This window comes from Pseudomonas sp. A214 (assembly GCF_900156295.1).
Classification (GTDB): domain Bacteria; phylum Pseudomonadota; class Gammaproteobacteria; order Pseudomonadales; family Pseudomonadaceae; genus Aquipseudomonas; species Aquipseudomonas rhizophila.
On sequence record NZ_LT707062.1, the window covers coordinates 228,078 to 244,006 of the forward strand.

The window sequence follows — 15,929 nt, forward strand, 5'->3', positions numbered from 1 at the left end:
GGCGACGAATGCTATTCAACAAATGAAATAAGGTGCAACCAGTTTCGCTCGATTCAGTTGCACCCAGTCGGTTTTTTCGCCAAATGACCGTTTTTTGCTCCCTTTTAGTGCGATATCAACCTTTGGCTAGAAGCCAATGCACTAAGCAGAAGCACCGCTCACGCCGCGAATTTTGCTTTCCTGATGAGCTGCTTATTTTTTCGACGAAAAAAGGTTGCACCCGGTTGCACCTCGGCCAGCTCGCAGCTAATCTTGCCGCCAGCTGATGCCACGCAATACGTGGTAAACATGAGGATAAAAATATGGCTACCACCACCCTTGGGGTCAAACTCGATGACCCAACCCGCGAACGCCTCAAGGCGGCCGCAACCTCGATTGATCGCACGCCCCACTGGCTGATCAAGCAGGCAATTTTCAATTACCTGGAAAAACTCGAGGGTGGTGCAACCCTGACCGAACTGAACGGTTCGACTCGCGCCGACAACGATGAAGCCGGCGACGTCCAGGTCGACCACGCGCACCAGTGCTTCCTGGAGTTTGCCGAAAGCATTTTGCCGCAATCGGTCCTGCGCGCCTCTATCACCGCCGCTTACCGTCGTCCGGAGCCGGAAGTGGTGCCGATGCTGATCGAGCAGGCGCGCCTGCCGGCCGACATGGCCGAAGCCACCAACAAACTGGCCTCCTCGATTGCTGAAAAACTGCGCAACCAGAAGAGTGCCGGCGGCCGTGCCGGTATTGTTCAGGGGCTGTTGCAGGAGTTTTCCCTGTCGTCCCAGGAAGGCGTGGCACTGATGTGCCTGGCCGAGGCGCTGCTGCGTATCCCGGACAAAGGTACTCGCGACGCACTGATCCGCGACAAGATCAGCACCGGCAACTGGCACCCGCACCTGGGCAACAGCCCATCGCTGTTCGTCAACGCCGCCACTTGGGGCCTGCTGCTGACCGGCAAACTGGTCGCCACCCATAATGAAGCGGGCCTGACTTCCTCCCTGAGCCGCATCATTGGCAAGAGTGGCGAGCCGATGATCCGCAAGGGCGTCGACATGGCCATGCGCCTGATGGGCGAGCAGTTCGTCACCGGTGAAACCATCGCCGAAGCCCTGGCCAACGCCAACAAATTCGAGACCAAGGGTTTCCGCTATTCCTACGACATGCTGGGTGAAGCCGCACTCACCGAACATGACGCCCAGAAGTACCTGGCCTCGTACGAACAAGCCATCCACTCGATCGGCAAGGCGTCCCACGGCCGCGGGATTTATGAAGGTCCGGGCATTTCCATCAAGCTCTCGGCCCTGCACCCCCGCTACAGCCGCGCCCAGTACGAGCGCGTCATGGAAGAGCTGTACCCGCGCCTGCTGTCGCTGACCCTGCTGGCCAAGCAATACGACATCGGTTTGAACATCGACGCCGAAGAAGCCGACCGCCTCGAACTGTCCCTGGACCTGCTGGAACGCCTGTGCTTCGAACCACAGCTGACTGGCTGGAACGGCATTGGCTTCGTGATCCAGGCCTATCAGAAGCGTTGCCCGTACGTGATCGACTACGTCATCGATCTGGCCCGCCGCAGCCGTCATCGCCTGATGATCCGCCTGGTGAAAGGCGCTTACTGGGACAGCGAGATCAAGCGCGCCCAGGTCGAAGGCCTGGAAGGCTATCCGGTCTACACCCGCAAGGTGTACACCGACGTTTCCTACATCGCCTGCGCCCGCAAACTGCTGTCGGTGCCGGAAGCCATCTACCCGCAATTCGCCACGCACAACGCCCATACCCTGTCGGCCATCTACCACATCGCCGGTCAGAACTATTACCCGGGCCAGTATGAGTTCCAGTGCCTGCACGGCATGGGTGAACCGCTGTACGAGCAGGTTGTAGGCAAAGTTTCCGAAGGCAAGTTGAACCGTCCGTGCCGCGTGTACGCTCCGGTCGGCACCCACGAGACACTGCTGGCTTATCTGGTTCGTCGCCTGTTGGAAAACGGTGCCAACACCTCGTTCGTCAACCGCATCGCCGACCAGTCCATTTCCATTCAGGAGCTGGTGGCCGATCCGGTGGCCAGCATCGAGCAGATGGCAACCCTGGAAGGCGGCTTCGGCCTGCCGCACCCGCGCATCCCGCTACCGCGTGACCTGTATGGCAGCGAGCGCGCCAACTCCAGCGGCATCGACCTGGCCAACGAACATCGCCTGGCCTCGCTGTCCTGCGCCCTGCTGGCCACCGCCCATAACAACTGGAAAGCCGCGCCGATGCTCGGTTGCGCAGCCAGCGAAGAAACACCGGCACCGGTGCTGAACCCGTCCGATCACCGTGACGTGGTCGGCCATGTGCAGGAAGCCACGGTCGCTGACGTCGACAACGCCATCCAGTGCGCCCTCAACGCGGCGCCGATCTGGCAGGCCACGCCACCGGCCGAGCGCGCTGCGATCCTGGAGCGCGCCGCCGACCTGATGGAAGGCGAGATCCAGCCGTTGATGGGCCTGCTGGCCCGCGAAGCCGGCAAGACCTTCGCCAACGCCATCGCCGAAGTGCGTGAAGCCGTGGACTTCCTGCGTTACTACGCAGTGCAGGCCCGCAACGACTTCACCAACGATGCCCACCGCCCACTGGGCCCGGTGGTCTGCATCAGCCCGTGGAACTTCCCGCTGGCGATTTTCAGCGGACAAGTGGCCGCCGCGCTGGCCGCCGGTAACCCGGTACTGGCCAAGCCTGCCGAGCAGACGCCGTTGGTGGCTGCGCAAGCCGTGCGCCTGATGCTCGAAGCCGGCATTCCGGAAGGCGTTCTGCAACTGCTGCCGGGCCGTGGCGAAACCGTCGGTGCCCGCCTGGTGGGTGATGATCGGGTCAAAGGCGTGATGTTCACCGGCTCCACCGAAGTCGCTCGTCTGTTGCAGCGCAACATCGCCGGGCGCCTGGACAACCAGGGGCGTCCGATCCCGCTGATCGCCGAAACCGGTGGCCAGAACGCGATGATCGTCGACTCCTCGGCCCTGACCGAACAAGTGGTCATCGACGTGGTGTCTTCGGCATTCGACAGCGCCGGCCAGCGTTGCTCCGCTTTGCGGGTCCTGTGCTTGCAGGAAGACTCGGCCGACCGCGTCATCGAAATGCTCAAGGGTGCCATGGCTGAATCGCGTCTCGGCAACCCGGAGCGTCTGTCGGTAGACATCGGCCCGGTGATCGATGCTGAAGCCAAGGCCGGTATCGAGAAACACATCCAGGCCATGCGCGACAAAGGTCGCACCGTGTACCAGATGGCAATCGCCGACAGCGCCGAGTGCAAACGCGGCACGTTTGTGATGCCGACCCTGATCGAGCTGGAAAGCTTCGACGAGCTGCAGCGTGAGATCTTTGGTCCGGTGCTGCACGTAGTGCGCTACAAGCGCAAGGAACTGGATCAACTGATCAACCAGATCAATGCCTCCGGTTATGGCTTGACCCTGGGCGTACACACCCGCATCGACGAGACCATCGCCAAGGTGATCGATAACGTCCATGCCGGTAACGTCTATGTGAACCGCAACATCGTGGGTGCCGTGGTCGGCGTGCAACCGTTCGGTGGCGAAGGCCTGTCGGGCACCGGTCCCAAGGCCGGTGGTCCGCTGTACCTGTACCGCCTGCTGTCGACACGGCCTACCGATGCGATCCAGCAGTCGTTCGTCCGTGACGACGCCCTCAACGCGCCAGACCTGCGCTTGCGTGACGCCATGAGCAAGCCGCTGACCGCCCTGCAAGCCTGGGCAGACAGCCAGAAACTCGCCGAATTGAGCGCCCTGTGCGTACAGTTCGCGGCTCAGTCGCAAAGCGGTATCACCCGCCAACTGACCGGCCCGACCGGCGAACGCAACAGCTACGCCATTCTGCCCCGCGAGCACGTGCTGTGCCTGGCGGACGTAGAGGGCGATCTGCTGACGCAACTGGCCGCGGTGCTGGCGGTAGGCGGCTCGGCTGTTTGGCCGGAAACCGACACCAGCAAAGCTCTGTTCGCACGCTTGCCGAAAGAAATTCAAGCGCGCATCCAGCGGGTTTCCGACTGGGCCAAGGACGAAGTGGCTTACGACGCCGTCCTGCATCATGGCGACTCGGATCAACTGCGCAGCGTTTGCCAGCAAGTGGCCAAGCGTGCCGGCGCCATTGTCGGAGTCCAGGGCTTGTCCCAGGGCGAAACCAACATCGCACTGGAGCGCCTGGTGATCGAACGGGCGTTGAGCGTCAACACCGCTGCGGCGGGTGGCAACGCCAGCCTGATGACCATCGGCTAAACCGATGTAGACCAGGCATCTGCAATGGGTGCCTGGTCATCGAAATCCCTGTGGGAGCGAGCCTGCTCGCGATAGCGGTGGATCAGTCGACAACATTCCTGACTGACCCACCGCTATCGCGAGCAGGCTCGCTCCCACATTTAGATTAGTGTTGCCCTCACCTCTGCATCACTGCCATCAATCATCCTGTTCAGCCTCTATTGCCACGCCTAGACTCGGCCCATTCCAAAAAAAGGTAAGCCGCCATGTCCGAGACGTTGCTCAGTTCCCGAAATCTGGCTTTCGAGCTGTATGAAGTCCTTGATGCCGAGGGCTTGACCCAGCGCGAGCGGTTCGCCGAGCACAATCGCGAAACCTTCGACGCGGCCATCGGCACCGCCCGCAGCATCGCCGAAAAATATTTCGCACCGCATAACCGCAAGAACGATGAAAACGAGCCGCGCTACGAGGACGGTCAGGCGATCCTGATTCCGGAAGTAAAGCCGGCGGTGGATGCCTTCCTGGAGGCCGGTTTTCTCAATGCCGCACGCAGTTTCGACGCCGGCGGCATGCAATTGCCGACGCTGCTGTCCCAAGCCTGCTTCGCGCACTTTCAGTCGGCCAACGCCGCTTCGACCTCTTACCCGTTCCTGACCATGGGCGCGGCGAACCTGATCGAAAGCTTCGGCAGCGAGGAGCAGAAACAACGTTTCCTGCAACCGATGATCGATGGTCGCTTCTTCGGCACCATGGCCCTGACCGAACCCCACGCCGGATCTTCGCTATCGGATATTCGTACCCGTGCGGAGCCGGCATCCGACGGCACTTATCGGCTCAAGGGCAACAAGATCTTCATCTCCGGCGGCGATCATCCGCTGTCGGAAAACATCGTGCACATGGTCCTGGCGAAACTGCCGGACGCGCCACCCGGCGTTAAGGGCATCTCGCTGTTTATCGTGCCCAAGTTCCTGGTCAACGACGACGGCAGCCTCGGCCAGCGTAACGACGTGCTGCTGGCCGGGCTGTTCCACAAGATGGGCTGGCGCGGCACCACCTCCACGGCGCTGAACTTCGGCGACAACGGCGAATGCGTCGGTTACTTGGTAGGAAAACCGCACCACGGCCTGAGCTACATGTTCCAGATGATGAACGAAGCGCGGATCGGCGTTGGCATGGGTGCGGTCATGCTGGGTTACGCCGGCTACCTGTATTCCCTTGAATACGCCCGCGAACGTCCGCAGGGCCGGGTGCCCGACAGCAAGGACCCCACCACCGCTCCCGTGGCGATCATCCAGCACGCCGATGTACGTCGCATGCTGCTGACCCAGAAGGCCTACGTTGAAGGCGCATTTGACTTGGGCCTGTACGCCGCACGCCTGTTCGACGACACCACCACCCTTGAAAGCGAAGCCGAGCGCAGACGCGCCCATGAGTTGCTGGATCTGCTGACCCCCATCGTCAAATCCTGGCCATCGGAGTTTTGCCTGAAAGCCAACGAACTGGCGATCCAGATTCTGGGGGGCCACGGCTATACCCGCGAATACCCGGTCGAACAGTATTACCGCGACAACCGCTTGAACCCGATTCACGAAGGCACCCACGGCATCCAGTCCCTGGACCTGCTGGGACGTAAACTGGCGCAAAACGGCGGTGCAGGGCTCAAGCAACTGATCCGCCTGGTGGCCGACACCAGCGAACGCGCCCAGGCGTACGAATCATTGGCGGCGTTGCGTCAGCCGCTGGAAGCCCTGGTGGCGCGCCTGCAAACGGTGACCCTGGGCCTGCTGACGGACCTGGCCCAAGGCAAGGTCAACAGCAGCCTCGCCAACTCGGCGCTGTATCTCAAGGTGTTTGGGCACATGGTGATTGGCTGGCGCTGGCTGGAGCAGGCGATTCGGGCCGAGGAAGGCCTGGCCAAGGGGAACGCAGCGGACACCGACTTCTATAAAGGCAAGCTGCAAGCAGCGCGGTATTTCCTGACCTGGGAAGTCCCAGGTTGTCAGCATGAGCTGGCGCTGCTTGAGGCGCGGGATGATACCTGCCTTGGGATGCGGGATGAGTGGTTCTGATCCAGTTCTTGCGGCGCGGCTGAAATCCAATCGCGAGCAGGCTCGCTCCCACAGTGGATCGGCGGTGAACACGGATATTGCGTTCACTCAGCCCCATGTGGGAGCGAGCCTGCTCGCGATGACTTAAGTACAGACAACGACGCTTTGTAAGCCAAGTTGCGACTTCAAGCCTGCTGAATCGTCTTGGAAATGACCTCGACCGTGGCGCTGACTTGCTCTTGGTAACGGTCGAGTTCCGCTTGATGTTGCTTCTGCATTTCCATCTGCTGCGAGCACAGGTTCATGGCCGCCAGCACCAGCAGACGATCACCGATCAGCGTCGGGTATTTCCTTTTGGTGTCGGCCAGAGCGGCCTTGAGCATCGAAGCGGCGTCCAGCAGGGCCTGTTCCTGCCCGGCCGGCGCCTTGATTGAATAGTCCTCTCCCAGAATCGAGACGACCGTCACCCCGTCGGCGCCATGCTTCATGCGCTGACAGGACCGGCGCTGGCGCGCTCGATCAGGGCCTGGATGCGCGCGGCGGTGGTGCCGTGCAGCTCTTCCTGTTCCATCAGGCTCAGTTGCAGGCTTTCATTTTCATCCTTGGCCTTGGCCAGTTCCGCGTTCAGGGTCTCATTCAGGCCGGCCAGTTGACGGTTCTGTTGCACCAGGTCGTTGACCAGTTGTTCCAGTTGGCTGAGGGATGTTTCCAACATATTGATTTCCAGGCTTTTTCAAGGGGGCGCGTACGATAAAGAAAAGTCACCGTCAATGCCACGACTTGGGGCGGCGGTGCTTCGCTGGCGAGCTGTAAAGACTGTGAATGGAAGATCTGGTTCCCGCCCTTCGTCGCGCAGCAGGCGCTGCCCTGCGACAAAAGCACGCAGCGACTCAAGACTTTAGTCGTATGACCGATAAGTCAGGGAACACCTGTCACCACCCCCGCACGGACGCGCCCCCTTCCGGTACTTTCCATGTCCCTACGTAATATGAATATCGCGCCGCGGGCGTTCCTGGGGTTTGCCCTGATCGGCGCCCTGATGCTGGCCCTCGGGGTGTTCGCCCTGAGCCAGATGAGCAAAATCCGTGCATCCGGCGAAAGCCTCGTCCAGAACAGCGTGCCCAGCATCAAGGCCCTGGATGAATTCACCTCGCTGACCCTGCGTCTGCGCGTGCTGTCCTATCGCTTGCTGGTCAACCGCGAACCGGACGTCCAGCAGAAAACCTTCAGCTTGTTCGAGCAACGCAACCAGCAGATCCAGACGGCTCAAAGCGCCTACGAAAAACTCATCAGCTCCCCGCAAGAGCGGGCCGCCTACGATCAATACGTTCAATTGCTGGGCCAATACCGCCAGCTCGAAGAGCGGATGAAAACGTTGTCGCGCAACAATCAGCTCGATGAACTGCGTGCATTGCTCAACACTGAACTGCTGAGCAACTCAGACGCCATCAACGCGGCGATCGCCCGCTTGGTGGACATCAACAACCAGCAAGCCGAGGCCCTCAATCAGGGTGCGACCCAACAATATTCAACGGCCTTCAATTGGGTGGTCACGCTGCTGGTCATCGCCACCGGCCTGACCCTGCTGTTCGCCTGGCTGCTGACCAACAGCATTACCCGTCCGATCGGCAGCGCCCTGGACGCCGCCGAAGAAATCGCCAAGGGCAACCTGACCCGACCGATTACCGTGGATGGCAACGATGAAGCCGGTCGCCTGCTGCGGGCGATGTCGACCATGCAGGACAAACTGCGCGACACCCTGCAACGGATCTCCGGCTCGGCCACCCAACTGGCTTCCGCCGCCGAAGAGCTCAACAGCGTCACCGACGAAAGCGCCCGTGGCCTGACCCAGCAGAATAATGAAATCGAACAGGCCGCCACCGCAGTCAACGAGATGACCAGCGCCGTCGAAGAAGTGGCGCGCAACGCGGTCAGCACCTCCGAAGCCTCGAAAGACGCCACCGCCTCTGCCGGTGACGGTCGCGACCTGGTACAGGAAACTGTCAGCGCCATCGAGCGCATGAGCGCCGATGTGCAAAGCACCGCCACGTTGATCGGCGACCTGGCCAACGAGTCCCGTGACATCGGCAAGGTGCTGGACGTGATCCGCGGCCTGGCTGACCAGACCAACCTGCTGGCCTTGAACGCCGCCATCGAAGCGGCCCGTGCCGGTGAGGCCGGTCGTGGTTTCGCCGTGGTGGCCGACGAAGTGCGCGCTCTGGCCCATCGCACCCAGCAGTCGACCAGCGAGATCGAACGCATGATCGGCAGCATCCAGAGCGGCACCGAACACGCCGTGGATTCGATGCGCAACAGCACCGAACGTGCCGAGTCGACGCTGAACATCGCCCGTGGTGCCGGCCTGTCCCTGGACACCATCAACACCGCCATCGTCGAAATCAACGAACGCAACCTGGTGATCGCCAGCGCCGCCGAGGAACAGGCCCAAGTGGCCCGTGAAGTGGACCGCAACCTGGTGAACATCCGCGACCTTTCGGTGCAATCGGCCACTGGCGCCAACCAGACCAGCGCCGCCAGTGCCGAACTGTCGCGCCTGGCCGTGGACTTGAACAGCATGGTTGGGCGGTTCAGCCTTTAACCCGCGTAACGGTTGATCGTCCACAGACCGTGCGCGATCAACCCTCCAGCTTTTGTGGCGAGGGAGCTTGCTCCCGCTGGGCTGCGAAGCGGCCCCATAACCTCAAAAGCGACGACTGCTTCGCAGCCGAACGGGAGCAAGCTCCCTCGCCACGGTATTGCTGCCGCGCTTGTACCCCACAATCCGCCAACCTTTTTTGACAGCATCACATTTCAACAGGTTAGAATCGCTGGCACGCAGACTGCATGGTCAGTTTGCGCCCGCCCCCCACGCTTGCTCGGAGTACTGCCTTTGACTGCGACGACCATCAACAGCCTGTTCTTGATCGGCGCGTTGCTGGTAGGTGCGAGCATTCTGGTCAGTTCTCTTTCGTCCCGCCTGGGCATCCCGATTCTGGTGATCATCCTGGCCGTGGGCATGGTTGCCGGTGTCGACGGCGCCGGGATTCTGTTCGATAACTACGCCACGGCCTATCTGGTCGGCAACCTCGCGCTGGCGGTCATTCTGCTGGACGGCGGCTTGCGCACGCGGGTGTCGAGCTTTCGCGTGGCGTTGTGGCCAGCATTGTCGCTGGCCACCGTTGGCGTCCTGATCACCACCGGGCTGACCGGCCTGGCGGCGGCGTGGCTGTTCAATCTGAACCTGATGCAAGGTCTGCTGATTGGCGCCATCGTCGGCTCGACCGATGCCGCGGCGGTGTTTTCGCTGTTGGGCGGCAAGGGCCTGAACGAGCGGGTCAGCGCGACACTGGAGATCGAGTCCGGTAGCAACGACCCCATGGCGGTGTTCCTGACCGTAACCCTGATCGGCATGCTCGCCAGCGGTGAAACCGGTCTGCATTGGAACCTGCTGGGGCACTTGTTGCGTGAATTCGGCATCGGCGGGGTGATCGGCCTGGGTGGTGGCTGGCTGATGCTGCAACTGGTCAACCGCATCAACCTGGCCAACGGGCTCTACCCGATCCTCGTCATCAGCGGCGGCCTGGCGGTGTTCGCTCTGACCAATGCCCTGCACGGCAGCGGCTTCCTCGCGGTTTACCTGTGCGGCCTGGTGATCGGCAACCGCCCGGTGCGCAGCCGTCATGGCATCCTGCACATGCTCGATGGCATGGCCTGGCTGGCGCAGATCGGCATGTTCCTGGTGCTGGGGCTGCTGGTCACGCCCCATGACCTGTTGCCGATCGCCCTGCCGGCCCTGGGCCTGGCCTTGTGGATGATCCTGATCGCACGTCCGCTGTCGGTGATGGTGGGGCTGTTGCCGTTCAAGGCTTTCCATGGCCGCGAGAAAGTGTTCATTTCCTGGGTCGGCCTACGCGGCGCGGTGCCAATCATCCTGGCAGTGTTCCCGTTGATGGCCGGCCTGCCCAACGCCCAGCTCTACTTCAACCTGGCGTTCTTTATCGTGCTGGTGTCGTTGCTGGTGCAGGGTACGAGCCTGCCGTGGGTCGCCAAACTGTTGCACGTTACCGTCCCGCCAGAACCCCTGCCGATCTCCCGGGCAGCGCTGGAGGTCCACGTCACCAGCGAGTGGGAACTGTTCATCTATCGCCTCGGCGCGGAGAAATGGTGCATCGGCTCGCCCCTGCGGGATCTGAAAATGCCCGACGGTACACGGATCGCGGCCCTGTTCCGTGGCCAGCAACTGCTCCATCCGTCGGGTAGTACGGTGCTGGAAGTTGGTGATTTGCTGTGTGTGATCGGCCATGAACACGATTTGCCGGCCCTTGGAAAACTGTTCAGCCAGGCACCGCAAAGGGGCTTGGATCTGCGCTTCTTCGGCGACTTCGTACTCGAAGGAGACGCCCAGCTGGCCGCGGTTGCGGCCCTGTACGGGCTGAAGCTGGACGGCATCGACCCGGACATGTCCCTGGGCCGTTTCATCGCCCAGAAAGTCGGTGGCGCGCCAGTAGTCGGTGACCAGGTGGATTGGAACAACACCCTTTGGACCGTTGCGGTCATGGACGGGAACAAGATCGGCAAAGTGGGCGTCAGATTCCCCGAAGGAAGTCGCCCGGGTCCCGGCTTGTTCCTCTAAACTGCTCCCACTTTCACTTGCTCGACCGGTCTCTATGCCTACCCTGCGCTCCTTTTTAACCATTGCCCTGCTGGGCCTGAGTCTTTCCGTCTGCCCACTGCAAGCCGCCGAACCGCTCACCAGCGCTTCGGTCCAGGCCAGCCTGGACAAAATCGCTGACCGCAAACTGCCGGAAGCCGAGCAGAAGGCCTTGCAGGAGACCCTGCAAAAGACCTTGGCACAGCTCACCAGCAAGGCCGAATACGAGCAGAAGCTGGTCGATCTCAAACAGCAGCTGGCCAGTGCCCCCAAGCAAAACATTGAAAACCAGCGCGAGCTGGCCCGGCTCAAGAGCACCCCCGTGGTGCCGGTGGCGCAGCGTTACGCCAACCTGCCGGTGCCCCAGCTCGAACAGATGCTGACGGACCGCTCCACCCAGCAGAGTGACCTGCAAAAAGCCCTGGCCGATGCCAACAGCCTGATCATCACCGCCCAGACCCGCCCCGAGCGCGCCCAGGCCGAAATCGCCAGCAGCCAGACCCGCATCCAGCAGATCAACACCATCCTCAAGACGGGCAAGGATGCCGGTAAAACCCTGAACGGCGAACAGCGCGACCAGCTCAACGCCGAACTGGCCGCACTCAATGCCCTGATTCCGCTGCGGCGCCAGGAGCTGGCCGGCAACAGCCAGTTGCAAGACCTGGGCAACAGTCAGCACGACTTGCTGACGGAAAAGATCGACCGCATGGAGCAGGAAATCCAGGACCTGCAGACGCTGATCAACCAGAAGCGACTGGCCCAGTCCCAGGAAACGGTGACCCAGCAATCCATCGAAGCCCAGAAGGCCGGCGGCAGCAGCCTGCTGGCGACCGAAAGCACGGCCAACCTGAAACTTTCCGACTATCTGCTCAAAAGCACCGACCGCCTCAATGAGGTCACCCAGCAGAACCTGCAGACCAAGCAACTGCTGGACAGCGTTACCCAGACCGACGCGGCCCTGGACGAGCAGATCAGCGTACTCAAGGGCAGCCTGCTGCTGTCCAAGATTCTCTACAAACAGCGCCAGACCCTGCCGCGCCTGGAACTGGACAAGAATCTGGCGGACCAGATTGCCGACATTCGCCTGTACCAGTTCGAAGTCAGTCAACAACGCGAGCTGCTGAACAACCCAAGCGCCTATGTCGACAATCTGCTGGCCTCGCAGCCTGCCGAGCAAGTCACGCCGCAACTGCGCAAGACCTTGCTGGAACTGGCCCTGACCCGGGTCGACCTGCTGGAAAGGCTGAACCGCGAGTTGAGCGCGGTGCTTAACGAATCCATCACCTTGCAGCTCAACCAGAAGCAACTGCTCAGTACCGCCCAAAACTTGCGGGCGACCCTGGAAGAGCAAATGTTCTGGATTCCCAGCAACAAGCCGCTGGATTTCGAATGGATGCGTGGCGTGCCGGCGCGCCTGGAAAAACAGGTCGACTCGCTACCCTGGGCCTCGAGTCTCAGTGAGCTGGCGGACGGCCTGACCCAGCGGCCGCTGCTGTTCCTGCCCCTGGCGCTGCTCATCGGTGCGCTGCTGTGGCGACGCAAGAATCTGTATGCCCGGTTGAACAAGGTTCACCAGGACGTCGGCCACTTCAAGCGTGACAGTCAGTGGCACACCCCCCAGGCGATTCTGATCAATATCCTGCTGGCAATGCCGGTAGCCCTGGCGCTGGCCCTGTGCGGCTACGCCCTGCAGATCGACGCCCGGGGCCAGAACGCCAACCTCGGCGCGGCGCTGCTGCAGATCGGCCAGGCCTGGCTGGTGTTCTATACCGCCTATAGGGTGCTGGCGCCCGGTGGCGTGGCCGAGTTGCATTTCCGCTGGGAAAAACCCCAGGTCGAATTCCTCCAGGGCTGGATCCGCCGGCTCGGGCTGGTGGTACTGGCGCTGGTCGCGGTGGTGGCCGTGGCCGAATTGCAACCCTCGGCCCTGGCCGACGATGTATTGGGCATGCCGGTGGTGCTGACCTGCTACGCCCTGATGGCCTGGCTGCTCAGCCGCCTGTTGCTCAGCAGCCCGACCCACCAGAACACCTCGCTGTTCCGCAAGGCCGTCGGGGTGATGTTCACCGCGCTGCCCATCGCCCTGTTCGTAGCCGTGTGCTTCGGCTACTACTACACCGCCCTGAAGCTCAGCGACCGACTGATCAATACCCTGTACCTGCTGATGTTCTGGCTGGTGATCGAGGCCACCTTCGTGCGCGGCCTGTCGGTCGCGGCGCGGCGCCTGGCCTACCAGCGCGCCCTGGCCAAGCGTCAGGCGACCAAGGAAGCCGGTGATGGCGAAGCAGTGGTCGAGGAGCCGACCCTGGACATCGAAAAGGTCAACGAACAGTCCCTGCGCCTGATCCGCCTGGCGCTGCTGGGCGGTTTCATCGCCGCGCTGTATTGGGTCTGGTCGGACCTGATCAGCGTGTTCTCCTATCTGGACAACATCACCCTCTACGAATACACCAGCGGCACCGGCGCCAACATGAGCATGGTGCCCATCAGCATCGGCGATATGCTCGGCGCGCTGATCATCATCGGCATCACCTTTGCCCTGGCGCGTAACCTGCCGGGCCTGCTGGAAGTGTTCGTGCTGTCGAAACTGGACCTGGCCCAGGGCAGCGCCTATGCCGCCACCACGCTGCTGTCCTATGTGATCGCTGGCATAGGCTTCGTCACCACACTCTCCACCCTGGGCGTGAGCTGGGACAAACTGCAATGGCTGGTAGCCGCGCTCTCGGTGGGCCTGGGCTTCGGCATGCAGGAAATCTTCGCCAACTTCATCTCCGGGATCATGATTCTGTTCGAGCGTCCGGTGCGGATCGGCGACACCATCACCATCGGCAACCTGTCGGGCACGGTCAGCAAGATCCGTATCCGCGCCACCACCATCACCGACTTCGACCGTAAAGACATCATCGTTCCGAACAAAACGTTCATCACCGGGCAGTTGATCAACTGGTCGCTGACCGACACCGTCACCCGGGTAACCCTCAAACTGGGGGTCGACTACGGCTCAGACCTTGATCTGGTCAAGGAACTGCTGCTCAAGGCTGCCCGCGAGAACCCGCGCGTGCTGAAAGAACCAGAACCGCTCGTGTACTTCCTCAACTTCGGGGAGAGTACCCTGGACCATGAGCTGCGCATGCATGTGCGCGACCTGGGTGACCGCAATCCTGTGCTGGACGAGATCAACCGGTTCATCAGTCGCGAATTCAAGAAGCAGAACATCAGCATTGCCTTTCGGCAGGTAGAAGTTTCCTTGAAAAATCTTCAAGGCCTGGAATACAAGCTGACACCTGTCTTGCCTGGAGACAAAACCGCGACGCCTGAGCCTCCCCTCACGCCAGGGCCCAAGTCCTTGCCAGAGCCGCCGGCAGCCACCCTCGACTGATCGCGCGACGCCTGCGGGCATCGCGCCGGAGACGGCCATGAAAACCCTGGAAACATTGACCTTCGATAACCGCTTCGCCCGTCTTGGCGACGGTTTCTCGGCCCACGTGCTACCCGAGCCTATCGACAATCCCCGGCTGGTCGTTGCCAGCGACCAAGCCATGGCATTGCTGGACCTGGACCCAGTCGAAGCCCAGGCGCCGCTGTTCGCCGAGCTGTTCGGCGGACACAAGCTGTGGGCTGAAACCGAGCCCCGGGCGATGGTGTATTCGGGGCACCAGTTCGGCCATTACAACCCACAACTGGGGGACGGCCGCGGGCTGCTACTGGGAGAGGTATACAACGAGGCCGGGGACCACTGGGACCTGCACCTCAAGGGCGCCGGCCAGACACCGTTCTCACGCATGGGCGATGGACGGGCGGTATTGCGCTCCTCGATCCGCGAGTTCCTGGCGTCCGAAGCGCTGCACGCCCTGGGCATACCGACTACACGCGCCTTATGCGTGATCGGTTCCGACACCCCGGTATGGCGCGAAAAGCAGGAGCGCGCCGCCATGGTGTTGCGTATGGCGCCGAGCCATGTGCGCTTCGGGCATTTCGAATACTTCTACTACACCAAAAAGCCCGAGTTGCATGCCACCCTCGCGGAGCATGTGCTGAACATGCACTTTGCCGAGTGCCGCGAACAACCGGAGCCGTACCTGGCGATGTTCCGCGAAATCGTCGAGCGCAACGCCGAATTGATCGCCAAATGGCAAGCCTACGGCTTCTGCCACGGTGTGATGAACACCGACAACATGTCGATCCTGGGCATCACCTTCGATTTCGGGCCGTTCGCCTTCCTCGACGACTTCGACGCCAACTTCATCTGCAACCACTCCGACGACCAGGGCCGCTACTCGTTCAGCAACCAGGTGCCAATCGGCCAATGGAACCTCAGCGCACTGGCCCAGGCCCTGACACCGTTCATCAGCGTCGAGGCCCTGCGTGAAACACTCGGTTTGTATTTGCCGCTGTACCAGGCCCACTACCTGGACCTGATGCGCCGCCGCCTGGGCCTGACCAGCGCCGAGGAGGATGACCAGAACCTGGTGGAGCGCCTGCTGCAATTGATGCAAAACAGCGGCGTCGACTACAGCCTGTTCTTCCGCCGGCTAGGCGATCAGTCCCCCGAACAGGCCGTCGCCGCCCTGCGCGATGACTTCGTCGACCTCAAGGGCTTCGACGCCTGGGGCGAGCTATACGTTGCCCGCGTCAGCCGCGAAGGCCCTGCCGATCAAGACCTGCGTCGCGTCCGCATGCACGCGGTGAACCCACTGTATGTGCTGCGCAACTACCTGGCGCAGAAAGCCATCGACGCCGCCGAGGCAGGCGACTACGAAGAAGTCCGCCGCCTGCACACGGTGCTGAGCAGGCCGTTCGAAGAACAGCCGGGCATGGACAGCTACGCGCAACGCCCGCCGGAGTGGGGCAAACATCTGGAGATCAGTTGTTCGTCGTAAAACCTTCAGTCCTGCGAGGGCAAGGCATGTGGGAGCAAGGCTTGCCCGCGATGAAAGCAACTCGGTCTTCCCCATAAACCGAGGAGCCTGTATCGCGAGCAAGCTTTGCTCCCAC

At 61.8% G+C, this 15,929-nt stretch carries 7 protein-coding genes and 2 pseudogenes; 7 read left to right on the top strand and 2 right to left on the bottom strand.

Translation table 11 applies throughout. The features are described from left to right. Nucleotides 1–302: 302 nt before the first annotated feature. Together putA and BW979_RS00970 are read left to right on the top strand one after the other, a co-directional pair. Nucleotides 303–4,256: a trifunctional transcriptional regulator/proline dehydrogenase/L-glutamate gamma-semialdehyde dehydrogenase gene (putA, locus tag BW979_RS00965; RefSeq protein ID WP_076382950.1), complete on the top strand. Its 3,954-nt coding sequence runs from the start codon at nt 303–305 to the stop codon at nt 4,254–4,256. A 245-nt stretch (nt 4,257–4,501) separates the two neighbouring features. Beyond that, nucleotides 4,502–6,304, top strand: coding sequence for an acyl-CoA dehydrogenase (locus BW979_RS00970; protein WP_076382952.1), 1,803 nt, complete (start codon nt 4,502–4,504; stop codon nt 6,302–6,304). A gap of 164 nt (nt 6,305–6,468) precedes the next feature. Here BW979_RS00970 and BW979_RS00975 read toward each other — a convergent pair whose 3' ends face one another. Beyond that, the gene (locus BW979_RS00975) at nt 6,469–6,771 is read right to left on the bottom strand and encodes a cell division protein ZapA (RefSeq protein ID WP_047225923.1); all 303 of its coding nucleotides are present in this window, start codon (nt 6,769–6,771) and stop codon (nt 6,469–6,471) included. After that, the gene (locus tag BW979_RS00980; RefSeq protein WP_047225924.1) at nt 6,768–6,998 is read right to left on the bottom strand and encodes a hypothetical protein; all 231 of its coding nucleotides are present in this window, start codon (nt 6,996–6,998) and stop codon (nt 6,768–6,770) included. The genes BW979_RS00975 and BW979_RS00980 overlap by 4 nt, the downstream gene beginning before the upstream one ends. Before the next feature lie 324 nt (nt 6,999–7,322). Between BW979_RS00980 and BW979_RS28030 the strand changes: the two are divergent. The 5 genes and pseudogenes from BW979_RS28030 to selO form a co-directional block, all read left to right on the top strand. Continuing rightward, nucleotides 7,323–7,979 (top strand): annotated as a pseudogene (locus BW979_RS28030) (MCP four helix bundle domain-containing protein); the annotation flags it as partial. A gap of 303 nt (nt 7,980–8,282) precedes the next feature. Then, a pseudogene (locus tag BW979_RS28035) lies at nt 8,283–8,882 on the top strand (methyl-accepting chemotaxis protein); the annotation flags it as partial. Nucleotides 8,883–9,173: 291 nt separating this feature from the next. Continuing rightward, nucleotides 9,174–10,916 carry a potassium/proton antiporter gene (locus tag BW979_RS00990; protein WP_047225926.1) on the top strand — a complete coding sequence of 581 codons (1,743 nt, stop codon included), beginning with the start codon at nt 9,174–9,176 and terminating at the stop codon, nt 10,914–10,916. Nucleotides 10,917–10,950: 34 nt separating this feature from the next. Then, nucleotides 10,951–14,313 carry a mechanosensitive channel MscK gene (mscK, locus tag BW979_RS00995; RefSeq protein WP_076382954.1) on the top strand — a complete coding sequence of 1,121 codons (3,363 nt, stop codon included), beginning with the start codon at nt 10,951–10,953 and terminating at the stop codon, nt 14,311–14,313. Between the two features lie 37 nt (nt 14,314–14,350). Beyond that, complete coding sequence (gene selO, locus BW979_RS01000; protein WP_076382955.1) at nt 14,351–15,814, top strand: protein adenylyltransferase SelO; 1,464 nt, start codon at nt 14,351–14,353, stop codon at nt 15,812–15,814. Nucleotides 15,815–15,929 lie beyond the last annotated feature (115 nt).